The organism is Xanthomonas sacchari, assembly GCF_040529065.1.
Lineage (GTDB): Bacteria > Pseudomonadota > Gammaproteobacteria > Xanthomonadales > Xanthomonadaceae > Xanthomonas_A > Xanthomonas_A sacchari.
On the sequence record NZ_CP132343.1, the window covers coordinates 1,449,924 to 1,473,504 of the forward strand.

A 23,581-nucleotide genomic window follows, 5' to 3' on the forward strand; every position below is an offset into this window, starting at 1 on the left:
CCATCGAGACGAGCTCATGCAGATCCCAGCGACCTGGCAGGCCGGTATCCAGCGCAACGCCGAGCTGCTGCGCGGCTACGCGCACCTGCTGCAGGACTTCGCGGCGCCGCCGCCACCGCCAGCGTCGCAGGAGGGCGGGGTCGTCGCGCCAATGGTGGCGGCCACGCGCGCCGACGGCAGCGCCGCACGGCGACACGCGCAGCAGGCGCTAGCGCAGATCGACCGCGGCAATGCGCAGTTGTGCGCGGTGACGCGGCCGCTGCCGGCGCGCGCCGAGGCCGATGCGGCGCGCGTGCAGGCGGCATTGGCCGGTGGCGGCGACGGCGGTGCGCTGGCCGGGGTGCCGTTCGTGGTCAAGGACCTGTTCGATGTCGCCGGCTTGGCGACCACCGCCGGCGCCGCGCTGCGCGCCGACGCGGCGCCGGCCACGTGCGATGCGGCGGTGCTGCGGCGCCTGACCGAGGCCGGCGCAGTGCTGGTCGGCACCGCCAACATGGACGAGTTCGCCTACGGCTTCGCCACGGTCAACGCGCACTACGGCACCACCACCAATCCGCACGATCCGCAGCGTCTGGCCGGCGGTTCCTCCGGCGGCTCGGCGGCGGCGGTGGCGGCGCGCTGGGTGCCGTTCGCGCTGGGCTCGGACACCAACGGCTCGATCCGTGTGCCGGCGGCGCTGTGCGGCATCTACGGCCTGCGCCCGAGCCATGGCAGCCTGGCGATGGACGGCGTGTTCCCGTTCGTCGAGGCCTTCGACGTGGTCGGGCCGTTCGCGACCACGGTCGCCGACCTGCGTGTGGTGTACGAGGCCATGCGTGGGCAGCCGCTGCCGTCGCGGGACGCCGTCGGCTTGCGCGTGGCGCGCCTGGACGGCTGGTTCCGACGCAATCTCGATCCGGAACTGGACGCCGGCCTGGCCGCGCTGCACGACGCGCTGGGCGGCAACGCCTGGCGCGAACTGCCGCAGGCCGAACGCGCCCGCGCGGCGGCGTTCGTGATGACCGCGGCCGAGGGCGGCTATCGCCATCGCCAGGCGCTGGCCGCGCATGGCGACCGCTTCGATCCGGCCACGCGCGATCGCCTGCTCGCCGGGCTGCAACTGCCGGCCGCGGCCATCGCCGATGCGCAGCGCTTCGGCGCCTGGTTCGCCGAGGCGATGCAGCGCCTGTGGGACGAGGTCGACGTGCTGCTGGCGCCGGCCACGCCGTGCGCGGCACCGCGCATCGACCAGGAGACGATCCAGATCGACGGCGCGGCGGTGTCGGCGCGCGCCAATCTCGGCGTGTTCACCCAGCCGCTGGGCCTGGCGCGTTGCCCGGTGCTGGCCGCACCGCTGTACCGCCCGGGGCAGTTGCCGCTGGGCGTGCAACTGATCGCTGCGCCAGGGCGCGAGGACCGCCTGTTCGCGCTCGCCGCGCAACTGGAACGCGCCGGCCTGATCGGCGCGACCCCGCCGTCGCTGGAGCCGCGCTGATGCTGCACACCCTGCGGTCGCGGCGCGGCATGGTGGTCGCCCCGCATCATCTCGCCGCGCAGGCCGGGCGCGACGTGCTGCGCGACGGCGGCACCGCGGTGGAGGCGGCGGTGGCGACCGCAGCCTGCCTGGCGGTGGTCTATCCGCACATGACCGGCATCGGCGGCGACGGCTTCTGGCTGATCGCCGAACCGGACGGCCGCGTGCATGCGATCGACGCCTGCGGCCGCGCCGCGCAGGGCGCCACGCTGCAGCACTATGCCGGGCAGGCGGCGATTCCATGGCGCGGTCCGGGCGCGGCCAACACCGTCGCCGGCACCGTGTCCGGCTGGGCGCTGGCCCTGCGCCAGAGCGAGGCGCGGCTGCCGCTGGCGCGCCTGCTCGACGACGCCATCCAGCATGCCGCGGCCGGCGTGCCGGTCACCCTCGGCGGCAGTGCCGTCGCCGCGACCAAAGGCGCCGAACTGCGCGCCCAGCCCGGTGCCTACGCGGCGATCTTCGAGGCCGCCGGGCGGCCGCTGCGCGAGGGCGAACTGCTGCGCCAGCCGCAACTGGCCGCCACCCTGCAGCGCCTGGCCGCGGCCGGCCTGGACGATTTCTACCGCGGCGCGCTCGCCGCCGACCTCGCCGCCGATCTGCAGGCGCTAGGCAGCCCGCTGCGCGCCGCCGATCTGGCCGCGCACCAGGCCGAGGCCAGCGTGCCGCTGTCGGTTGCGGTCGCCGGCGCGCGCCTGTACAACCACGCGCCGCCGACCCAGGGCCTGGCCTCGCTGCTGATCCTGGCGCTGTTCGACCGCCTGGCCGTGGACCGGGCCGATGGCTACGCGCACCTGCACGGCCTGGTCGAAGCGACCAAGCAGGCGTTCCTGATCCGCGATGCGCACGTCGGCGACCCGGCCTGGATGACCCTGGACGCGCAGGCGCTGCTCGACGATGCCGGTGCGCTCGACGCGATGGCCGCGCGCATCGATCCGGCGCGCGCGCTGCCGTGGCCGCAGCCGTCGCAGGCCGGCGACACCGTCTGGTTCGGTGCGATCGACGGCGCCGGCCGTGCGGTCAGCTGCATCCAGTCCACCTATTTCGAATTCGGTTCCGGGCTGGTGCTGCCGCGCAGCGGCATCGTCTGGCAGAACCGCGGCTGCAGCTTCCGTCTCGCGGCCGACGGCTGGAACGCGCTGGCGCCCGGGCGCAAACCCTTCCATACGCTCAATCCGGCGCTGGCACGTTTCGACGACGGCCGGCTGATGGCCTACGGCACCATGGGCGGCGAAGGCCAGCCGCAGACCCAGGCGGCGCTGTTCAGCCGCTACGCCCGGTTCGGCGTGCCGCTGCAGCAGGCGGTCAGCGCGCCGCGGTGGCTGCTCGGCCGCACCTGGGGCGAGGACAGCACCACGCTGAAACTGGAGGATCGCTTCGACCCCGCCGTGGTGCAGGCCTTGCGCGCGGCCGGGCACGTGGTCGAACTGCTGCCGCCGTTCACCGCGGTGATGGGCCACGCCGGCGCGCTGGTGCGCGAGGCCGACGGCACCTTGAGCGGCGCCAGCGACCCGCGCAGCGATGGGGCGGTGGCAGGGTGGTAGGCGCGTTGCCTGCTGCCGATGCCGGCATGCACGCCGGCCGCGACGCCCTGATGCGTGCCAGCGCGCTGGTGCATGCGGCGATGACCGATCCGCAGGGCGGGACCGCGGCGTTGATGCAGGCCGAGTCGCTGCTGCTGGCCGCGCTGGCGGCAGCGCCGGACGATGCCGCACTGCTCACCGGCCTGGGGGCGGTGCAGTGCGACCTGGGGCGCTACGCCGAGGCGGTCGACGCGTTGCAGCGCGCCGTGCGGCTGCAGTCGGACGACCGCCACACCTATTTCAATCTCGGCGTGGCGCTGCTCAACCGCGGCGACGGCGCGCAGGCGATGCAGCGGTTTCGGCAGGCGGGCACGCGGGCGGGGTTGGCGGCGACCTGGGAAGCCTATTTCGATCCGCAGGCGCAATGAGCCGCGGCGTGCGCACGGCCATCCACGTCTGCGTCGCACCACCGCGCACGCCACGCCGGCGGGAGCGCTTCCGTACCATGGCCCTGGCGCGCCGCTCTCGCCGCATCCGCGCCGCGTGTTGGGTACACAGGGACTTCGAGCCGCCATGCTGACCTTTTCCCGCTTCACCCGTTATTTCATGGAAGTGGCGCACTGGCGCAGCATCCGCCGCGCCTCCGAGGCGCTGCACGTGTCGGCGTCGGCGATCGACCGGCAGATCCTCAAGGCCGAGCAGGAGCTGGGCGTGCAGTTGTTCGAGCGCTTGCCGGGTGGCCTGCGCCTGACCAGCGCCGGCGAATTGCTGCTGGTGGACATGCGGCGCTGGGAGAAGAGCTACCAGCGCACGCTGGAACTGTTCGACGAACTGAAGGGGCTGCGCCGCGGCCACGTCGAGATCGCGATGATCGATGCCTTGAGCGAGGGCATCGTGGTCGATGCCCTGGCGCACCTGATCGACGCGCACCCGGGCCTGACCTTCAACCTGCAGACCGAGGACAACCAGAAGGTCGCCGACAAGGTCGTCGCCGCGGAGGTGGATGTCGGGCTGTTGCTGGATCCGGTCAGCGGCATCGACCTGGAGGTGGTCGCCTTCGCCGAGATCCCGCTGGGCCTTTGCATGCCGGTGGGGCATCCGCTCAGCGGCAGGGCGAGCCTGCAGTTGAACGACCTGCTCGGCGAGCATCGCCTGCTGCTGCCGGCGGCGCCGCTGATCGTCAACGAGCATGCCAAGGCGGTGTACCAGCGCCAGCACATCGACACGCGCCGCTGCATCCGCTGCAACGACGTGCGCACGCTGCGCGCGCTGGTGCGCCAGGGCGTCGGCGTGGGCCTGCTGTCGCAACTGGACGTGCTCGCCGACCTGGCCGACGGGCGCCTGGCATTCGTGCCCTTGCGCGAGGGCCTGGCCAGGCCAATGACGCTGGCGCTGTGCGTGGCGCCGCAGCGACAACTGTCCAGGGCGGCGCAGGCCATGCTCAAGGTGTTGGCGCCGCGGGTGGAAGCGATCCTGGAGCCGCGCACGGGTGTGTAGCGCCTAGCCCCTCTCCCATCGGGGCGACAGGGTGCGTCTTGCGCGTCACTGACGCGCGCAACCTGGGTGCACGAGGCTGCGCCCGTACCCTCATCCGCCCCTTCGGGGCACCTTCTCCCGATGGGAGAAGGGAAGCGTCTAGCCCCTCTCCCATCGGGAGAGGGGTTGGGGTGAGGGTCCGGCGCGAAAGCGACTCGTGGAGCCCGGGTGCACGAGGCTGCGTCCGTACCCTCATCCGCCCCTGCGGGGCACCTTCTCCCGGGGGGAGAAGGGAGGCGCCTAGCCCCTCTCCCACCGGGAGAGGGGTTGGGGTGAGGGTCCGGCCCAGCGGTGTCGGCAATGAGGCGCCGCAAGTGGTATCTGCACCCGTTGCATTTTTTGCAATGCATCCACGCGAAAACGGCGTTTGCCTGCATTTGTGGCGCTTCGTATAGTCCCTACGACCGCTGCGAATCGTCGTTTTGAACCGCCAATCCATTGAATTTAAATGGATTTATGGCGGTTGGTGCCCGCCAGCGCTCGCTTCTTTCTTCCTTCGTGACCGTGCCATGTTCGCCAGCCACGTCCCTCCCGCCGCCACGGCGCCTGCACCGGCCACGGCCTTGACGCCGCCGATGGCCAGCGCGGGCCTGCGCGCGGTCGCGCGCTGCGACGCGCTCGGCGTGGCGCCCTACAGCGACACCGCGCGCGGCCTGTTCCGCGGCTGGCTCAGCCCGGCGCATCGCGCCGCCGTGGCGGCGGTGGCGGCTTGGATGGGCGAGGCCGGCCTGCACACCCGCATCGACCCGGCCGGCAATCTGCTCGGTCGCTACGAAGGCGTCGTCGCGCAGGCGCCGGCGCTGCTGATCGGCAGCCACCTGGACAGCGTGCGCGACGCCGGCCGCTACGATGGCCCGCTCGGGATCATGCTCGGCATCGAATGCGTGGCCGCGCTGCACGCGCAGGGTCGGCGGCTGCCGTTCGCCATCGAGGTGATCGCCTTCGGCGACGAGGAAGGCTCGCGCTTCCCGGCATCGATGCTGAGCAGCCGCGCGGTGGCTGGCACGCTGGATCCGGCGGCCCTGCAGGTGCACGACGGCGACGGCATCGCCCTGGCCGAGGCGCTGGCCGCCTGGGGCCTGGACATCGCGCTGCTGCCGCGTGCGGCGCGCGCGCCGCAGGAGGTGCTGGCGTATCTGGAAGCGCATATCGAACAAGGGCCAGTGCTGGAAGCCGAGGGGCTGGCGTTGGGGGCGGTCAGCGGCATCGCCGCGCAGCGCCGCTACCGTGCGCTGCTGCTGGGCCGCGCCGGCCATGCCGGCACCACCCGCATGGACCTGCGCGCCGATGCGCTGGCCGCCTCCGCCGAGTGCGTGCTGGCGGTGGAGCAGGTGGCGCGCAGCGGCCCGGCGGACCTGGTGGCCACGGTCGGACGCCTACAGGTGGCGCCGGGCGCGGTCAACGTGGTGCCGGGGCGGGTCGAGTTCTCGATCGACGTGCGCGCCGGCACCGATGCCGTTCGCGATGCCGCGGCCGAGGCGATCGCGCAGCGCCTGTATGCGATCGCCGCCGCGCGCGGCGTGCAGTTGGAGTTGCAGTGCGTGCAGGACCTGCCGGCCAGTCCCTGCGCGCCGCGCCTGGTCGCGGCGCTGGAAACTGCCATCGCCGCGCAGGGCATCGCGCCGCGGCGGCTGGTGTCCGGTGCCGGCCACGACGCGATGGTGATGGCCGCGCTGTGCCCGACCGCGATGCTGTTCCTGCGCTGCGCCGGCGGCGTCAGCCACCACCCGGCCGAACGCGTGGATCCCGCCGACGCCGACCTGGCGGTGGCGGCGATGCTGCACTTCCTCGATTCCCTGGGAGACACCCTTGTCCGTTGAGCCGCTGTCCGCCGACCTGTTCGGCGAGATCGATCCGCCGCAACGCCTGCTGATGGGGCCGGGCCCGGTCAATGCGCATCCGCGCGTGCTGCGTGCGATGTCCGCGGACCTGCTCGGCCAGTTCGATCCGGAAATGACCGGCTACATGAACCAGGTGATGGCGCTGTACCGGCCATTGTTCGGCACCGAGAACCACTGGACCTTCCTGGTCGACGGCACCGCGCGCGCCGGCATCGAGGCGGCGCTGGTGTCGCTGGTGGCGCCGGGCGAGCGCGTGCTGGTGCTGAACTTCGGCCGCTTCGGCCTGCTGCTGGGCGAGATCCTCGGCCGCATCGGCGCGCTGGTGGAGAACGTGGAGGCGCCGTGGGGCGAGGTGGTGCCGATGACGGAGGTCGCTGCGGCAATCGAACGCTTCGCGCCGAAGTTGGTCGCCTGCGTGCACGGCGACACTTCGACCACGATGGCGCAGCCGCTGGACGGCCTTGGCGCGCTGTGCCGTGCCGCCGGTGCGCTGTCCTACGTCGATGCCACCGCGACCATCGGCGGCATGCCGATCGCCAGCGATGCCTGGGGCGTGGACGTGGTCACCGGCGGCCTGCAGAAGTGCCTGGGCGGGCCGTCCGGTTCGGCGCCGATCACCGTCTCCGCGCAGGCGGCCGAGGCGATCTTCGCGCGCCGCCACGTCGAGCGCGGCATCGTCCGCGACGACATCGCCAACGGCCGCGGCGTGCGCATCGGCTCGAACTACTTCGACCTGGCGATGGTGATGGACTACTGGTCCGACAAGCGCCTGAACCACCATACCGAGGCCACCAGCATGCTGTACGCGGCGCGCGAGTGCGCGCGCGTGGCGCTGCAGGAAGGTCTGCCGGAGCGCTTCGCGCGGCACGCGGCGGCCGGCCGCGCGGTCGCCGCCGGGGTGCGCGCGCTGGGGTTGCAGGTGTTCGGCGACGACCGCCACCGCATGGCCAACGTCACCGGCGTGGTGATTCCTCCTGGCATCGACGGCGAGGCGGTGCGGCGGCGCCTGCGCGAGGATTTCGAGATCGAGATCGGCACCGCGTTCGGGCCGTTGCAGGGCAAGCTGTGGCGGATCGGCGCGATGGGCTACAACGCGATGAAGCACAAGGTGCTGATCACGCTGGGCGCGCTGGAGGCGGTGCTGCGCGCCGAAGGCCATGCCGGCGCGTCCGGCGCCGCGGTGGACGCGGCGCTGGCCGCCTGGCACGCCGACGGAGCGCCGCGATGAACGCCGCGCGCGACTTGGTAGGCTATGGCGCGCAGCCGCCGGATCCGCAGTGGCCCGGTGGCGCGCGTGTGGCAGTGCAGTTCGTGCTCAACTACGAGGAGGGCGCCGAGAACTGCGTGCTCAACGGCGATGCCGGCTCGGAGGCGTTCCTGTCGGAGATGGTCGGCGCGCACAGCCACGCGGGCGCACGCGCGATGGCGATGGAGAGCCTGTACGAATACGGCAGCCGCGCCGGCTTCTGGCGGCTGCAGCGGCTGTTCGCCGCACGCGGTGTGCCGGTGACGGTGTTCGGCGTGGCGCAGGCGCTGGCGGCCAATCCCGCGGCGGTGAAGGCGATGCGCGAGGCCGACTGGGAGATCGCCAGCCACGGCCTGCGCTGGATCGACTACCAGCAGGTGCCGGAGGCGACCGAGCGCGCGCACATCGCCGCGGCGATCGCCTTGCACACGCAGGTGACCGGTGCGCGCCCGCTGGGCTGGTACCAGGGGCGCACCAGTCCCAACACGGCGCGGCTGGTGGCGGAGGAAGGCGGCTTCGTCTACGACGCCGACAGCTACGCCGACGACCTGCCGTACTACGACCGCCGCCACGGGCGCGCGCAGTTGGTGGTGCCGTACACGCTGGACGCCAACGACATGAAGTTCGTCGCCTACAACGGCTTCGCCGACGGCGAACCGTTCTTCCGCTACCTGCGCGACGGCTTCGAACAGTTGTGCACCGAGGGCGGGCGGATGATGTCGGTGGGTCTGCACGGGCGCATCGCCGGGCGCCCGGCGCGCGCCCTGGCGCTGGCCCGCTTCCTCGACCACGTGCTGGCCAGCGGCCAGGCCTGGATCGCGCGACGCATCGACATCGCCCGCCACTGGCAGCGGGTGCATCCGGCATGATCCTCAACGCGCCCGAGGTGCTGGCCGAAGTGCAGGCGGCGTTCGCCGCCTACGAGCGCGCGCTGATGGACGACGACGTCGCCGCGCTGGACCGGCTGTTCCACGATGCGCCGACCACGGTGCGCTACGGCGTCGGCGAGGCCTTGTACGGCGCCGACGCCATCCGCGCGTTCCGGCGCGGCCGCGGCGGCTCGCCGCAACGGCGGCTGCTGCGCGTGCAGATCGTCGCCTACGGGCGCGACTTCGCCACCGCCGATGCCGAGTTCCAGCGCCACGGCAGCCCGCGCCGCGGCCGCCAGAGCCAGAGCTGGGTGCGCTTCGCCGACGGCTGGAAGGTGGTATCGGCGCATGTGTCGCTGCAGGGGGACCACGCATGAGCGGCGTCGACTGGAATGCGTTGCCCGAGGCCGCGTTCGTCGCGCGGCTGCATGCGCTGTTCGAGCATTCGCCGTGGGTGGTGCAGCGCGCCGCGGCGCGGCGCCCGTTCGCCGATCTGCATGCCGGCCTGCTGCAGGTGCTGCACGCAGCCAGCGCCGAGGAGCAGCTGGCGCTGATCCGCGCGCATCCGGAACTGGCCGGCAAGGCCGCGATCGACGGCGATCTGACCACCGCCTCGGCCGCCGAGCAGGCGCGGGCCGGGCTGGATCGGCTCAGCGCCGAGGAGTTCGCCCGGTTCCACGCGCTCAACGCCGCCTACCGCGCGCGCTTCGATTTTCCGTTCGTGGTCTGCGTGCGGCTGACCGACAAGGCCGGCATCCTCGCCGCGATGCAGGCGCGGTTGGCGAACACGCGCGAGGCCGAGATCGCCACCGCCCTCGACGAGATCGGCAAGATCGCGCGACTGCGCCTGGAGGCGCTGTCGTGAGCGCCGCGGCAGGCGGGCTGCAGGCGCTGTCGGCGCAGGTCGCGCGCGAACTGCAGTGGCTCGGCCACGGCGGGCCCGACTGGACCCGCGCGCAGCAGCACGACGGCGAGCACGTCTACGACGTGGTCGTGGTCGGCGGCGGCCAGAGCGGGCTGGGTGCGGCCTTCGGCCTGCTGCGCGAGCGCATCTCCAACCTGCTGGTGATCGACGAGAACCAGGCCGGCCAGGAAGGGCCATGGGTCACCTACGCGCGCATGGTCACCCTGCGCACGCCCAAGGAGCTGAGTGCGCTGGACTTCGGCATGCCGTCGCTGACCTTCCGCGCCTACTGGGAAGCCCGGCACGGCGCCGCGGCCTGGGAGGCGCTGGGCAAGATCCCGCGCGCGGACTGGATGGACTACCTGCGCTGGTACCGCGAGGTGCTGCGCCTGCCGGTGCGCAACCAGGCGCGGCTGCTGCGCATCGAGCCGCTGCCGACCCGGCGCCTGCAACGCCTGCACCTGGACGGCGGCGACACGCTGCTGGCGCGCAAGGTGGTGCTGGCCACCGGCATCCAGGGCGGCGGGCAATGGCATGTGCCGTCGCTGGTGGCCGGCAAGCTGGCCCGCGCGCGTTACGCGCACACCTCCGAGGCGATCGACTACGCGGCGCTGGCCGGGCGCCGCATCGGCATCCTCGGCGGCGGCGCCTCGGCTTTCGACAACGCCCAGCACGCGCTGGCCGCCGGCGTCGGCGAGGTGCACGTGTTCGTGCGCCGCAACGCGCTGCCGCGGGTCAATCCGATCCGGCACATGGAACGCAGCGGCATCATTCCGCGCTTCGCCGCACTGCCCGATGCCGACAAGTACGCGATGATGACCAGCTTCTTCCGGCGCAATCAGCCGCCGACCAACGACACCTTCGAACGCGCCGCGGCCTGGCCCAATTTCCACCTGCACCTGGGCAGCCCGTGGCAGGACGTGGCCGAGACCGCCGATGGCGTGCTGGTCACCACGCCGCACGGGCGCCTGCCGTTCGACTTCGTGGTGCTGTCCACCGGCCTGGTCACCGACCCGGCGCTGCGCCCGGAACTGGCTGAGGTGGCCGACGGCATCGCGCGTTGGCGCGACCGTTACCGCCCTCCGCCGGGACAGGAACTGCCGCTGCTGGATGCGCATCCCTACCTGGGCCCCGGCTTCGAGTTGCTGCCGCGCACCCCGGCGCACGCGGCGGCGCTGCACGGCCTGTTCGCGTTCAACTATTCGGCGCTGCTGAGCCTGGGCCTGTCGGCAGCGGCGCTGTCCGGGCTGAAGCACGCGTTGCCGCGGCTGGTGAAGGCGGTCGCCGACCAACTGTTCCTGGACGAGCGCGAGGCGATGCTTGCCGCGTACATGGACTACGCCGAACCCGAATTCGTCGGCCAATGGCCGATGCCGCACCTGGAGGAAGCCGTCGGATGAGCAGCCTGTCGACCCATGTGCTGGACCTGAGTCGCGGGCTGCCCGCCGCCGGCGTGGCGCTGCGCCTGTTCGCCGGCGAGACGTTGCTGCATGCGGACGTCACCGACGCCGACGGGCGCTGTCCGGCGCTGCGCGCGCTGGAGTTGACGGCGGGACGCTATCGGCTGGAATTCGCCGTGGGCGACTACTTCCGCAGCGGCGGCGTCGCCTTGCCCGAGCCGCCGTTTCTGGACGTGGTGCCGATCGCGTTCGGCCTGGCCGAGGCGGGGCATTGCCACGTGCCGCTGCTGGTCTCGCCGTTCGGCTACTCCACCTACCGGGGCAGCTGAGATGGACACGGTGCGCTTCCTGCTCGACGGACAGGTGATGGAACTGGACGCGGCGGACCCGACCGCCAGCGTGCTCGACCTGTTGCGCTACCGGCTTGGCCGCACCGGGAGCAAGGAGGGCTGCGCCGAAGGCGATTGCGGCGCGTGCACGGTCCTGGTCGGCGAACTGGCTGCTGGCGATGGCGCCGACGGCGACGAGCAGGTGCGCTGGCGTGCGCTCAATGCCTGCATCCTGTTCGTGCCGATGCTCGACGGCAAGGCGCTGCTGACGGTGGAAAGCCTGGCCGTCGGTGGCGCGCTGCATGCCGTGCAGCAGGAACTGGTGCAGCGCCACGGCTCGCAGTGCGGCTTCTGCACGCCCGGCTTCGTGATGTCGCTGTACGCGCGCAGCATCGGCGCGCTTGGTACCGGGCAAGCGGCGCTGTCGGACGTGATCGCCGGCAACCTGTGCCGCTGCACCGGCTATGGTCCGATCCTGGATGCCGGCGCGGCGGTGCCGCCGGTGCCGCGCGACGATGCGGCCACGCTGGCAGGCCTGCGCGCGCTGCGCCGCACCGCCGCGCTGGCGCAGCCCCATGCCGACGCCGCCACCGGGCGCGCGCGCCGCGCCACCGCGCCGCGCAGCGCCGACGCGCTTGCCGCCTTGCTGCTGCAGCGTCCGGACGCGCGCCTGGTCGCCGGCGCGACCGATGTCGGCCTGTGGGTGACCAAGCAGCAGCGCGTGCTCGACGATGTGGTGTTCATCGGCGACATCCCCGACCTGCGCCGGCTGCAGGAGACGCCGGACGGGCTGCGCATCGGCGCCTGCGTGCGCTACAGCGAGGCGCAGGCCGCGCTGGCGGCGTTGCACCCCGCGCTGGGCGAACTGCTGCGGCGCATCGGCGGGACCCAGGTACGCAATGCCGGCACCATCGGCGGCAACATCGCCAACGGCTCGCCGATCGGCGACATGCCGCCGGCGCTGATCGCGCTCGGCGCCAGCCTGACCCTGCGCCGCGGCGATGTGCGGCGCACGTTGCCGCTGGAGGACTTCTTCCTGGCCTACGGCCGCCAGGCCCTGCAGCCGGGCGAGTTCGTCGAGCACGTAGACGTGCCGCGGCCGCCCGCGGACCTGCTGTACCGCGTGGACAAACTGAGCAAGCGCTTCGACAGCGACATCTCCGCGGTCTGCGGCGCGTTCGCGCTGCGCATCGGCGATGGCACGGTGCGTCAGGCGCGCATCGCCTTCGGCGGCATGGCCGGCACGCCGCAACGCGCGCGCGGCGCCGAGCAGGCCTTACTCGGGCAGCCCTGGAGTGCGGCCACGGTCGAGGCCGCCGCCGCGGCGCTGGCGCAGGACTTCCGCCCGCTCAGCGATGTGCGCGGTTCGGCCGGGTACCGCCTGGCGGTCGCGGCCAACCTGCTGCAGCGGTTGTGGATCGGGCACGCGCATCCGCACGAGCCGCTGTCGGTGCTGGAGCTGGCCGATGGCTGACGGTCCGAGCGCTGCCACCGCCGCGTTGTCGCAAGTGCACCGCGCGCTGCGCCACGACAGCGCACCGGCGCATGTCAGCGGCCAGGCCCGCTACATCGACGACCTGCCCGAGCCGCCCGGCCTGCTGCACCTGGCGTTCGGCCTGAGCGAACATCCGCATGCACGCCTGCTGCGCCTGGACCTGGCACCGGTGCGCGCAGCACCCGGCGTGGTGGCGGTATTCGCCGCCGCCGACATTCCCGGCGAGAACAATGTCGCCCCGGTCGCGCACGACGATCCGCTGTTCGCCGGCGACACCGTGCTCTATCACGGCCAGCCGCTGTTCGTGGTCGCCGCCGACAGCCATGCCGCGGCGCGGCGCGCGGCGCGCCTGGCACGGGTCGAGTACGCGCCGTTGCCGGCGCTGTTGAGCATCGCCGACGCGCGTGCCGCCGGTGCGGTGCTGGAGCCGGCGCAGCGCATGGCCCGTGGTGGCGACGTCGATGCGGCCCTGGCAGCGGCGCCGCGGCGCTGCCGCGGTGCGCTGGAGATCGGCGGGCAGGAGCATTTCTACCTGGAAGGACAGATCGCCGTGGCCCTGCCCGGCGAGCAGGGCCAGGTGCACGTGCTGTCCTCGACCCAGCATCCGAGCGAGGTGCAGCACCTGATCGCCGCGCTGCTCGGCCTAGACAGCGCCGACGTGACCGTGGAAGTGCGGCGCATGGGCGGTGCGTTCGGCGGCAAGGAGACCCAGGCGGCGGCGCCGGCGGCGGCCTGCGCGCTGGTCGCCGCATTGACCGGTCGCCCGGCCAAGCTGCGCTACGACCGCGACGACGACATGCGCATCACCGGCAAGCGCCACGACTTTCAGATCGACTATCAGGTCGGCTTCGACGACGACGGCCGCATCCTGGCGCTGCGCCTGGAGCTGGCCTCGCGCTGCGGCGCCACCACCGACCTGTCGCTGGCGATCAACGACCGCGCGATGTTCCATGCCGACAACTGCTATTGGCTGCCGGTGGTGGAGATCGTCTCGCACCGCTTGCGCACGCACACCGTATCCAACACCGCGTTCCGCGGCTTCGGCGGACCGCAGGGCATGCTGGCGATCGAACGCGTGCTGGACGCGGTCGCCGCCGCGCTGGGCCGCGATGCGCTGGCGGTGCGCCGGGCCAACCTGTACGCGGCGCCGCACCGCAACGTCACCCCGTACGGCATGACCGTGGAAGACAACGTCGCGCCGGCGCTGATCGAGGAACTGGCCGCGCGCGCCGACTATCCGGCACGGCAGGCGGCGGTGGCGGCGTTCAATGCGCGCCATCGGGTGCTGAAGAAGGGCCTGGCGCTGACTCCGGTGAAATTCGGCATCAGCTTCACCACCACCCATCTCAACCAGGCCGGCGCACTGGTGCTGGTCTATGCCGACGGCTCGGTCCAGCTCAACCACGGCGGTACCGAGATGGGCCAGGGCCTGATGATCAAGGTCGCGCAGATCGTCGCCGACGTGTTCGGCATCGACACCGCGCGCGTGCGCATCACCGCCACGCGCACCGACAAGGTGCCCAACACTTCGGCCACCGCGGCGTCCTCGGGCACCGACCTCAACGGCATGGCCGCCTACAACGCGGCCAGCGAGATCCGCGCGCGCCTGGCCGCGCTGGCCGCCGAGCGCGGCGGCGTGACGCCGGCGCAGGTGCGCTTCGCCGACGGCAAGGTCGTGGCCGGCAGCGTCGAACTGGACTTCGGCGCGCTGTGCCGGCAGGCGCACATGGCGCGCATCTCGCTGGCCGCCAGCGGCTACTACGCCACGCCGAAGATCCACTACGACCGCGCCAGCCACCGCGGCCGCCCGTTCTACTACTTCGCCTACGGCGCGGCACTGAGCGAAGTGGTGATCGACACCCTGACCGGCGAACACAAGGTGCTGGCAGTGGACGTGCTGCACGACGTCGGCCGCTCGCTGAACCCGGCGATCGACCTGGGCCAGATCGAGGGCGGCTTCGTCCAGGGCATGGGCTGGCTGACCACCGAGGAACTGGTCTACGGCGCAGACGGCCGGCTGCTGACCCATGCGCCGTCCACGTACAAGATTCCCACCGCGGGCGATCGCCCGGCGCGCATGCGCATCGACCTGTGGGACGGCGGACGCAACGACGAGCCGACCATCCACCGTTCCAAGGCGGTGGGCGAGCCGCCGTTGATGCTGGCGATCTCGGTGTTCTCGGCGCTGACCCAGGCGGTGGCCGCGGCGGCGCCAGGCAGCGGCGTGCCCGCATTGGACGCGCCAGCCACGCCGGAGCGGATCCTGGCCGCGATCGCGAGGCGTACGGCCGATGCGCGCTGACTGGAGCCTGCACGCCGAAGCGGCGCTGGCGCGCGGCGCGACCGCGCTGATCACGGTGCTGGCCACGGCCGGCTCGACCCCGCGCGAGTCCGGTACGCGCATGCTGGTGAGCGTCGACGGCAGCATCGGCACCATCGGCGGCGGCATGCTCGAGTGGCGTGCCTGTGCGCTGGCGCGCGACCTGCTGGCGCAGCCGCCGGGCAGTTGGCAGGTGCAGGACTACACGCTGGGCGCGGCGGCGCCGGCGCGTGCGGCGGCCTGCGGCGGCCAGTGCGCGGCCTGCGCGGCGCAAGCGCGGGCCGACGACCTGCTCGGCCAGTGCTGTGGCGGCCGCGTGCGCCTGTTGCTGGAGCGGCTGGATCCGGCGCGCAGCGACTGGCTGCGGCAGGCGACGCTGGGACGCACGCTGTCGACCCGGTTGCAGGTGGGCGGCATCGCGCACGCCATCGACGACGCGCCGCCGCAGTCGCTGTCGCTGCGTGCGCCGGCGCCCGCGGCCGGGGCGCTGTTGCAGCAGGCGATCGGCCCACCGCGCACGCCGCTGCTCCTGTTCGGGGCCGGCCACGTCGGCATCGCCATCGCGCGTGCGCTGCGCGAGCTGCCGTTCGCCCTGGACTGGGCCGATCCGCGCGCGGACCTGGCCGCCGCTGCCGATGGTGCTGAGCATCTGGATGAAGCCGCATTGCTCGCGCGTGCCCGCAACGCGCCGACCGACGCGATGCTGCTGATCCTGACCCACGACCATGCCCTGGACTACCGGCTCACCGCCGCGGCGCTGGCCGGCCGTGCCGGCTTCGTCGGCCTGATCGGCTCGGCGTCCAAGCGCGCGCGGTTCCTGCCGCGGCTGCGCCACGACGGCCTGGGCGCGGCGGCGCAGACGCGGCTAACCTGTCCGATCGGCCTGCCCGGGATCGACGGCAAGGCGCCGGCGGTGATCGCGATCGCGGTAGCCGCGCAATTGCTGCAGTGCGTGTCGGCGCTGGACGCGCAGCGTCGTCCGCCCGTGGAGGACGACGCGTCGCTTCCATTGCAGTCCGCGCTCGCTGCGCGATGACGTCGCAATCGAGCGAAGCGGTGCACTTTCGGATGGCGCAGTGCGTCGGGACTGAAGTCCCTCCCACAATGTCGTAGCCAGCTTGCCGCAAGCCACTGTAGGAGCGGCTTAAGCCGCGACAAGCGAAGCGGCGCGCGTTCCGACGGTGCACTGCGTCGGGACTGAAGTCCCTCCCACAATGCACCCGGCGAGCGCGCCGCACGCCACCCCGTAGGAGCGGCTTCAGCCGCGACGAACGAAGCGATGCGCGTCCGATGGCGTACTGCGTCGTGACCGAAGTCGACCCTGCCGTGCCTCTGGCTGACGTGCCGCAACGGCATGGCGACGCGGCTGCATCCCCCGCGTCGCCATGACGCTTACGGCAGGCCGGCCAACCAGTCGTCGTCGCTGCCTTCGTTGATGTCGGCGAACAGCGGGGTGGAGAAGTAGCGCTCGCCGGTGTCCGGCAGCATCGCCAGGATCACCGCGCCGGGCGCCGCGGTCTCGGCCACGCGCAGGGCGGTGGCCACGGTGCCGCCGCCGGAGATGCCGGTGAAGATGCCTTCCTCGGCGGCGAGGCGGCGCGACACTGTGATGGCGTCGGTGTCTTCGACGCTCAGCACCTCGTCGTAGACCTCGCGGTTGAGCACCTCGGGCACGAAGTCCGGGGTCCAGCCCTGGATCTTGTGCGGCTTCCACTCCTGGCCCTGCAGCAGGGCGGCGCCGGCCGGCTCGGTGGCGGTGATGTGCACGTCCGGGCGGGCCAGCCGCAGCACTTCGCCGACGCCGGTGAGGGTGCCGCCGGTACCCCAGCCGCTGACGAAGTGGTCGAGCCGGCGGCCGGCGAAATCGCGCAGGATCTCCGCGGCGGTGGTGCTGCGGTGGTAGGCCGGATTGGCAGGATTGGCGAACTGCCGGGCCAGGAACCAGCCGTGCTGCTTGGCCAGTTCCTCGGCCTTGCGCACCATGCCGCTGCCGCGCTCGGCGGCTGGGGTCAGGATCACCTTGGCGCCGTAGGCGCGCATCAGCTTGCGGCGCTCGATCGAGAAGGTCTCCACCATCGTCGCCACGAATTTGTAGCCGCGCGCGGCGGCGACCATCGCCAGCGCCACGCCGGTGTTGCCGGAGGTCGCCTCGACGATGGTGTCGCCGGGCTTGAGCAGGCCGCGCGCCTCGGCATCGAGCACGATCGCCAGCGCCAGGCGGTCCTTCACCGAGCCGCCGGGATTGAACGCCTCGACCTTGACGTACAGGTCCACGTGCGCCGGCGCAAGGCGTTGCAGCTTGACGATCGGGGTGTGGCCGATGGTATCGAGGATGTTGTCGTAGATGGCCATGCGTGGGGTCTCCGGAAAGTGCGGGTCAGGCGGCGTGGGCCAGGGTAGGCACGGCCGGCTTCGGGGAAGGTGAGGGTGCGCGCAGCGGCGCGGCGCCGAACCAGTGCAGGGTGTCGGCCAGCGCAGCCACCTCGCCCAGGATCAGCAGCGCCGGCGCGCGCACCGCATGCGCGCGGGCGGTGTCGGGCAGGTCGGCGAGGGTGCCGCGCACCACCCGCTGCTCGGCGCGCGAGCCGTTCTCCACCAGCGCGAACGGCGTGCCAGCGGCGCGACCGGCGGCGAGCAGGCGCGTGCGCACCGTGTCCAGGCCGGCCACGCCCATGTACACCGCCAGGGTCTGCCGCTCCTGCGCCAGTGCGGCCCAGTCCAGGGTGTCCAGCGAGGCCTTGCAGTGCGCGGTGACCAGGCGCAGCGATTGCGCGTGGTCGCGATGGGTCAGCGGGATGCCGGCGTAGGCGGCGCAGGCCAGCGCGGCGGTGATGCCGGGTACCACCGCGTAGGGCACGCCATGCGCGCGCAGGTATTCCAGTTCCTCGCCGCCGCGGCCGAACACGAACGGGTCGCCGCCCTTCAGTCGCACCACCCGGCGTCCGCGCCGCGCGTGTTCCAGCAGCAGGGCGTGGATCTGCTCCTGGGCGACGCTGTGGCCATCGGCCGACTTGCCGACGGCGATGCGTTCGGTACCTGTCGGTATGAGCTGCAGGATCGCGGCGCTGACCAGGCGGTCGTGCAGGACCACGTCGGCCTGGCGCAGGGCATGCAGCGCGTTGCCGGTGAGCAGGCCGGGATCGCCGGGACCGGCGCCGACCAGGGTCACGCTGCCCGGACGCAGCAGCAGCGCCTGGGGTGCGGCGGCTTCGGCGGGATCTGCGGCGGACGCCGGCGCGGCCGGCACGGCTTGCGCCAGCACCCGCCGGGCCGCAGCGGCCTGCAGCGCCTGCCGGTTGCGCGCCGGATCCTCGCTGGCGGCGATCACGAACCACACGCTCTCCAGCCAGGCGTTGTCGAAGGCGCCGCACAGCCAGGTCAGCCGGCCCTGCGCGGACAGCGCATGCAATGGCGGGGTCAGGGTCGGCGCGGCCACCCGTGGCAGGGCGCCGGCGGCCAGCAGCGCCTGCACCTGGCGTTCGGCGGCCGTGCCGCCGCCGATCACCAGCACGGCCCGATCGTGCAGGTCCGGATACAGGGCAATCGGGGCAGGGCTCACAGGATGTCTCGCAACGCGGGGCAGGCGGGAGCGACGACCGTAGCGCCGGCTCATAGCCCCAGGAAATGACTTCATGCCCATCGCAGATAGCTTTCGGTTATAAGGTGAAAGGCCGAATTCCACTACAGTCGAGCGTCCCGCCAGGCGGCGCCTCGCCCTCGTCCCGATGACGCTGACCCAACTCCGCTACCTCGTCGCCATTGCCGATGCCGATCTGAACATCACCCTGGCGGCGGCGCGCGTGCATGCCACCCAGCCGGGGCTGTCCAAACAGCTCAAGCAACTGGAGGACGAACTGGGCTTCCTGCTGTTCGTGCGCAAGGGCCGCAGCCTGGAAACGGTGACCCCGGCCGGGCGCGAGGTGATCGAACGCGCCCGCGCGGTGCTGGCCGAAGCCAACAACATCCGCACCTACGCGGCCAACCAGCGCCGCGAGAGCCAGGGCCAGCTGACCCTCACCACCACCCACACCCAGGCGCGCTTCGTGCTGCCGCCAGCGGTGGCGCAGATCAAGCAGGCCTATCCGCAGGTCAGCGTGCACCTGCAGCAGGCGGCCGAGAGCGCGGCGCTGGATCTGCTCAGCCAGGGCGATGCCGACATCGCCATCGTCAGCACCGCCGGCACCGCCCCGGCCGCCGGCATCGCCGTGCCGCTGTACCGCTGGCGGCGGCTGGTGCTGGTGCCGCGCGGGCACGCGCTGGACGTACCCAAGCGGGTGCCGGACATGGCCGCGCTGGCGGCGCAGCCGTTGATCAGCTACGAATCCTCCACGCGCTCCGGCTCCTCGCTACAGCGCGCGTTCGGCCGGCTCGGGCTGGAGCCGCGGATCGCGCTGACCGCGCTCGACGCCGACCTGATCAAGACCTATGTGCGTACCGGTCTGGGCGTGGGGTTGCTGGCGGAAATGGCGGTGAGCGCCAACGACACCGACCTGCGCGCGTGGCCGGCGCCGCCGGAGATTCCCGAGTGCATCGCCTGGGCGGTGCTGCCGCGCGACCGCGTGCTGCGCGACTACGCGCTGGAACTGGTGCACGTGCTGGCGCCGCAGATCGACACCCGCGACCTGCGCCGGGTGATGGAAGGCAACCAGCAGCCGGACTGGCCTGCGCCGCCGAGCTGGGAAGATCTGACCCAGACCATTACTAGCTAGAAGCCGGGAGTCGGGAATCGGGAATGGGGAATGGCGGTGAAGCCGGGAATCGGGAATCGGGATTAGGGAATGGCAACAGCGGTGCCTCGTGCTCGATGCGTCGATTGGCTTATGCAGATTTCCGGGCAAAAGAAGTAAGGGCAACGGCATCGCGGCCTGCACTGGAATGCTGGAATGGAAACCCCGCACTGGCGTGGTTGACTGCCGTGCGCGTTGCCGCAGCGCGAGCCGCCCCCTATCATGCGGCCCCTTCTGCCACCCGGCAGACCGCGACCCTGGGCGTGCCGGCGCCTGCCGGCACCACGCCGCTGCTGTGCGGCCGCCGCCCAGGGCGCGTCGACTTTCCCAACGCAAGGACGCCCGATGCATCCTGTTCTTCAGCACAACCTGTTCTTCGTCAAGGAACAGGTCGGCATGTTCAAGGCCGCCAACAACTACGACGTGTTCGATCCGCACAGCAACCGCAAGCTGCTGGAATGCCGCGAGCCGAACCTGGGCCTGTTCACCAAGATCTTCCGGTTCTCCGACTACAAGCGCATGACCCCGTTCCAGGTGGAGGTGCGGACTCCCGAAGGGCAGAAGGTGCTGACGGTGAAGCGCGGCTTCTCGCTGTTCCTGTCCCGGGTGGAGGTGCTGGACGAGCACGATCGGCTGGTCGGTTCCTTCAGCCAGAAGTTCTTCTCCATCGGCGGCAAGTTCGATGTGCTCGATGCCCAGGGCGCGCCGGTGTGCACGCTGCGCGGCAAGTGGACCAGCTGGGATTTCCGCTTCGTGCAGGGCGAGCGCGAACTGGCGCAGGTGTCCAAGAAGTGGGCCGGGCTCGGCAAGGAGCTGTTCACCAGCGCCGACAACTACATGCTGTCGATCGCCGACAGCGTGCCGGCCGAGGATCCGCGGCGGATCCTGATCATGGCGGCGGTGTTGTGCATCGATATGGTGTTGAAGGAGTGACTTTGAAGCCGGGAATGGGGAATTGGGATTGGGGAAGCGCAAAAGCTGGATTCCCGCGGCTGCTGCACCCTGGCCCCTCGCACTGAGTGTGAGAGCCCGTTGTGGGAGGGACTTCAGTCCCGACGGCAGGCTGCCCGAAGACCTTGGTCCCTCACGGGTCCCTGCCGAGCCTTGGCCACTCAACGCTGCGCGGCTGCTATTGACCTCTTCCTTCTCCCTTCGGGAGAAGGTGCCCCGAAGGGGCGGATGAGGGTGCGGGCGCCAGCACAAGTGCACCTGCGCCAGCGAGGCTCAGGCCTCAGGCGTCCGCGGCCGCCGGCAGCAGCACGGTGAAGCGGCTGCCCTGGCCGGGCTGGCTGCGCACTTCCACGGTGCAGCCCAGGGTCTCGGCGGCGCGGCGCACGATCCACAGGCCCAGGCCGAGGCCGTCGCTGCGCGGGTCGGCCTGGCGGAAGGCCTGGAACAGCGTGCGCAGGCCGTCTTCATCCATGCCGATGCCGCGGTCGATGATCTCCACCGCCACCTGGTCGCCGCGGCGCCGGCAGCCGATCAGCACCTTGCCCTGCGCGGTGTACTTGACCGCATTGCCCAGCAGGTTGCCCAGCAAGGTGGACAGCAGGGCGGTACTGCTGCGCACGCGCAGCGAGGTCGGCACGCTGCGCAGCTGCACGCCCTTGGCCGCGGCCTGCGGCTGCCAGGTGGCCAGAATCGGCGCCAGCACGTCGGCCAGGGCCAGGGTCTGCAGCGCCGGCAGGCGCAGCTCGCCGGCGGCGGCATTGGTGGCGAGCTGGTCCAGACCCACGGCGACCTGGTTCAGGGCCGCGCGTGCGGTCTCCAGCGAACCATCCTGCGCGGCGTCGTGCTGGCGCTGCAGCTTGCTCAGTGCGTAGGACGCGGTGCGCAGCGGCGTCTTCAGATCGTGGCCGGCGATGGCCATCAGGCGGCTGCGGTAGTGGTTGGATTCCTGCGCCAGGTGCAGCGCCTTGCGCAGTTCCAGTTGGCCCATGGCCTGCCGCGCCAGCGCGCGCAGCGCTTCGATCTGCTCGTAGCTGAGCTGGCGCGGGCGCCGGTCCAGCACGCACACCGTGCCCAGGGCCAGGCCGTCGGAGGTCTTCAGCAGCGCGCCGGCGTAGAAGTGCAGGCGCATGTCGCCGGTCACCAGCGGATTGCAGGCGAAGCGCGGGTCCTCGCGGGTGTCCGGCACCAGCAGCAGGTCGTCCTCGAGCAGGGCGTGCGCGCACAGCGAGGTCGCCAGCGGGGTCTCGCGCGTGCCCAGCCCGATCTCGCTCTTGAACCACTGGCGCTCGCTGTCGATCAGGTTGACCACCGCGATCGGCGCCTGGCAGATCAGGCCGGCCAGCCGGGTGATGTCATCGAATGCAGGCTCGCGCGGGGTATCCAGGATCGCGTAGCTGTGCAGCGCGTCCAGGCGCAGCGCTTCGTTGCGCGGCTTGGCCGCGCAGTACACCGGGTCGGCGGCGGGTTCAACAAGGGACATGCAGCGCGACTCGGGTGGAAAGGCACGCAGTCTATGGTACCTGTCACGGTTTATGCCGACGCGGCGTTCACATGGCGCTCGCGTGGGTTGCACCCGGGCTTAGCGAATCGGCTGGCGCGGCGGCGCGCCTGGTCAGCCCACCCAGCGGCCCTGCGCGTCGACCAGCGGTGTGCCGTCCTCCTTGGCGAAGGCGCCGCGCTGCGGCGACGGCAGGATCTCCAGTACCGTCTCCGAGGGCCGGCACAGGCGGGTGCCCAGCGGGCTGACCACGATCGGCCGGTTGAGCAGGATCGGATGCTGCAGCATGGCTTCCAGCAGCGCGTCATCGTCCAGTGTCGGGTCGTCCAGTCCCAGTTCGGCGTAGGGCGTGCCCTTCTGACGGATCAGCTCCCGCAGCGGCAGCCCGCTGGCCGCCGCCAGCGTCTGCAGGGTGGCGCGGTCGGGCGGGGTCTTCAGGTATTCGATCACGGTCGGCTCGACGCCGCTGTTGCGGATCAGCCCCAGCACATTGCGCGAGGTGCCGCAGGCGGGGTTGTGGTAGATCGTGATCGTGGGCATGGGGCGGCTCGCTGAGTGGGACGGAACAAGGGTGGCCATTGCGGATCCTCCACGCGGCCGCGGCCGATGGTGCCGCAATCGCGGCGGCATGCAAGGGCGGCGATCGTCGCGGGATGGGAACGGCCGGTCTGTCTTCGATCTGCGGAGACGGCATGGTGCGGCCGGGCAACGGATGGACCACCTAGCCGGGCGTCTGGCAGCGGCGAGGCGACGGTGCTGCGGCCATGGTCGGACGGAGGCAGCAACTGCGATGGCGGGCTGCGGCCTGCCGACTTAGGACGCGGCCGGTCCTGCGCCATGCGTCACTTCGCCGCACACGGCGTCGCACGCGTTTCAATGGCCGGCGCACCCTCTAGAATGCGCCGATGGTCCGTCTCCGCCAGTTGCCGTCGTGTTGGGCCGCGCTCGCCGCGCTGGCGCTCGGCCTGTTGCTGCTGGCCCCGCCGATCAGCCAGTGGCGCCAGGCACGGGCCGAGGCGACCGCACTGCAGGACCAGGCGCTGTGCACCAGCGGCGGCCTGCGCCTGGCGGCACTGGCGGGAGCCGTCTCGGCGGCGCATGGCGGCCACCACGACGATGCCGGCCTGGCGCACGCGCCGGCCTGCGATTACTGCCTGCTCGCCGCGCGTCTGTTGCCGTGGGTGGCGCTGTTGCTGGCGCTGCTGCCCTGGTGCTGCCCTTCAGCGCCGAGGGCGGCGCTGCGCAGCCGTGTCGTCACGGCCATCGCACGTCGCGCACACCCGCCACGCGGGCCACCGCTGTTCTCCTGATCCACGGGTTGCCGTTTCCGTGCCGCGGCATCGCTGCGGCATGTCCTCGTGCCGATGGAGTTTCGCCATGTTCCGCTTTTCTTCCATGCCGCCCGTGGCGGCATGCTGCTGTGTGTATCTCG

The 23,581-nt window shown here is 72.0% G+C and carries 21 protein-coding genes; 17 read left to right on the forward strand and 4 right to left on the reverse strand.

The features are described 5' to 3' along the window. The first annotated feature begins 16 nt into the window (after nucleotides 1-16). From RAB71_RS06170 to xdhC, 14 genes are all read left to right on the forward strand, one after another. On the forward strand, nucleotides 17-1,474 hold the full coding sequence (locus RAB71_RS06170; RefSeq protein ID WP_010341510.1) for an AtzE family amidohydrolase: 1,458 nt from the start codon (nucleotides 17-19) through the stop codon (nucleotides 1,472-1,474). After that, nucleotides 1,474-3,054, forward strand: coding sequence for a gamma-glutamyltransferase family protein (locus RAB71_RS06175; RefSeq protein ID WP_010341511.1), 1,581 nt, complete (start codon nucleotides 1,474-1,476; stop codon nucleotides 3,052-3,054). Before RAB71_RS06170 ends, RAB71_RS06175 begins: the two co-directional genes overlap by 1 nt. Before the next feature lie 26 nt (nucleotides 3,055-3,080). Further along, nucleotides 3,081-3,461 (forward strand): tetratricopeptide repeat protein, encoded by a 381-nt coding sequence (locus RAB71_RS06180; protein ID WP_010341512.1) that lies wholly within the window; start codon nucleotides 3,081-3,083, stop codon nucleotides 3,459-3,461. A 145-nt stretch (nucleotides 3,462-3,606) separates the two neighbouring features. Further along, nucleotides 3,607-4,530, forward strand: a complete 924-nt coding sequence (locus RAB71_RS06185; RefSeq protein ID WP_010341513.1) for a LysR family transcriptional regulator — start codon at nucleotides 3,607-3,609, stop codon at nucleotides 4,528-4,530. Nucleotides 4,531-5,144: 614 nt separating this feature from the next. After that, nucleotides 5,145-6,389 (forward strand): allantoate amidohydrolase, encoded by a 1,245-nt coding sequence (locus RAB71_RS06190; RefSeq protein ID WP_010341514.1) that lies wholly within the window; start codon nucleotides 5,145-5,147, stop codon nucleotides 6,387-6,389. 52 nt (nucleotides 6,390-6,441) lie between these two features. Continuing rightward, nucleotides 6,442-7,638: an alanine--glyoxylate aminotransferase family protein gene (locus RAB71_RS06195; protein ID WP_236614882.1), complete on the forward strand. Its 1,197-nt coding sequence runs from the start codon at nucleotides 6,442-6,444 to the stop codon at nucleotides 7,636-7,638. Beyond that, nucleotides 7,635-8,525 (forward strand): allantoinase PuuE, encoded by an 891-nt coding sequence (puuE, locus tag RAB71_RS06200; protein WP_010341516.1) that lies wholly within the window; start codon nucleotides 7,635-7,637, stop codon nucleotides 8,523-8,525. The genes RAB71_RS06195 and puuE overlap by 4 nt, the downstream gene beginning before the upstream one ends. Beyond that, complete coding sequence (hpxZ, locus tag RAB71_RS06205; RefSeq protein WP_010341517.1) at nucleotides 8,522-8,902, forward strand: oxalurate catabolism protein HpxZ; 381 nt, start codon at nucleotides 8,522-8,524, stop codon at nucleotides 8,900-8,902. Before puuE ends, hpxZ begins: the two co-directional genes overlap by 4 nt. Continuing rightward, nucleotides 8,899-9,390, forward strand: coding sequence for a 2-oxo-4-hydroxy-4-carboxy-5-ureidoimidazoline decarboxylase (uraD, locus tag RAB71_RS06210; RefSeq protein ID WP_010341518.1), 492 nt, complete (start codon nucleotides 8,899-8,901; stop codon nucleotides 9,388-9,390). The genes hpxZ and uraD overlap by 4 nt, the downstream gene beginning before the upstream one ends. Nucleotides 9,391-9,407: 17 nt before the next feature. Continuing rightward, on the forward strand, nucleotides 9,408-10,829 hold the full coding sequence (locus RAB71_RS06215) for an FAD/NAD(P)-binding protein (protein ID WP_029561895.1): 1,422 nt from the start codon (nucleotides 9,408-9,410) through the stop codon (nucleotides 10,827-10,829). Beyond that, a complete protein-coding gene (gene uraH / locus RAB71_RS06220) occupies nucleotides 10,793-11,158 on the forward strand; it encodes a hydroxyisourate hydrolase (protein ID WP_029561896.1) in 366 nt (121 codons plus the stop codon). Before RAB71_RS06215 ends, uraH begins: the two co-directional genes overlap by 37 nt. A 1-nt stretch (nucleotide 11,159) precedes the next feature. Continuing rightward, on the forward strand, nucleotides 11,160-12,632 hold the full coding sequence (xdhA, locus tag RAB71_RS06225) for a xanthine dehydrogenase small subunit (protein ID WP_104609596.1): 1,473 nt from the start codon (nucleotides 11,160-11,162) through the stop codon (nucleotides 12,630-12,632). Then, on the forward strand, nucleotides 12,625-14,955 hold the full coding sequence (gene xdhB / locus RAB71_RS06230) for a xanthine dehydrogenase molybdopterin binding subunit (RefSeq protein WP_010342771.1): 2,331 nt from the start codon (nucleotides 12,625-12,627) through the stop codon (nucleotides 14,953-14,955). Before xdhA ends, xdhB begins: the two co-directional genes overlap by 8 nt. After that, nucleotides 14,945-16,009 (forward strand): xanthine dehydrogenase accessory protein XdhC, encoded by a 1,065-nt coding sequence (gene xdhC, locus RAB71_RS06235; RefSeq protein ID WP_104609597.1) that lies wholly within the window; start codon nucleotides 14,945-14,947, stop codon nucleotides 16,007-16,009. Before xdhB ends, xdhC begins: the two co-directional genes overlap by 11 nt. Nucleotides 16,010-16,365: 356 nt before the next feature. On the opposite strand, the gene cysK is transcribed toward xdhC, so the two are convergent. Together cysK and cobA are read right to left on the reverse strand one after the other, a co-directional pair. After that, nucleotides 16,366-17,325 carry a cysteine synthase A gene (cysK, locus tag RAB71_RS06240; RefSeq protein WP_010342775.1) on the reverse strand — a complete coding sequence of 320 codons (960 nt, stop codon included), beginning with the start codon at nucleotides 17,323-17,325 and terminating at the stop codon, nucleotides 16,366-16,368. Between the two features lie 25 nt (nucleotides 17,326-17,350). After that, a complete protein-coding gene (cobA, locus tag RAB71_RS06245; protein WP_010342777.1) occupies nucleotides 17,351-18,532 on the reverse strand; it encodes a uroporphyrinogen-III C-methyltransferase in 1,182 nt (393 codons plus the stop codon). A 166-nt stretch (nucleotides 18,533-18,698) separates the two neighbouring features. Here cobA and RAB71_RS06250 point away from each other — a divergent pair, with 166 nt between their 5' ends. Both RAB71_RS06250 and RAB71_RS06255 read left to right on the forward strand, forming a co-directional pair. After that, nucleotides 18,699-19,682 carry a LysR family transcriptional regulator gene (locus RAB71_RS06250; RefSeq protein WP_010342778.1) on the forward strand — a complete coding sequence of 328 codons (984 nt, stop codon included), beginning with the start codon at nucleotides 18,699-18,701 and terminating at the stop codon, nucleotides 19,680-19,682. A gap of 363 nt (nucleotides 19,683-20,045) precedes the next feature. After that, complete coding sequence (locus RAB71_RS06255; protein WP_010342779.1) at nucleotides 20,046-20,633, forward strand: phospholipid scramblase-related protein; 588 nt, start codon at nucleotides 20,046-20,048, stop codon at nucleotides 20,631-20,633. A 298-nt stretch (nucleotides 20,634-20,931) separates the two neighbouring features. On the opposite strand, the gene RAB71_RS06260 is transcribed toward RAB71_RS06255, so the two are convergent. Next, on the reverse strand, nucleotides 20,932-22,131 hold the full coding sequence (locus tag RAB71_RS06260; protein WP_029562061.1) for a GAF domain-containing sensor histidine kinase: 1,200 nt from the start codon (nucleotides 22,129-22,131) through the stop codon (nucleotides 20,932-20,934). Between the two features lie 132 nt (nucleotides 22,132-22,263). After that, entirely contained in the window at nucleotides 22,264-22,689 is a 426-nt protein-coding gene (arsC, locus tag RAB71_RS06265; RefSeq protein ID WP_010342781.1) for an arsenate reductase (glutaredoxin), read from the reverse strand. Between the two features lie 365 nt (nucleotides 22,690-23,054). On the opposite strand from arsC, the gene RAB71_RS06270 reads away from it, so the two are divergent. Beyond that, nucleotides 23,055-23,459: a DUF2946 family protein gene (locus RAB71_RS06270; protein ID WP_041500470.1), complete on the forward strand. Its 405-nt coding sequence runs from the start codon at nucleotides 23,055-23,057 to the stop codon at nucleotides 23,457-23,459. The last annotated feature ends 122 nt before the right edge of the window (nucleotides 23,460-23,581 follow it).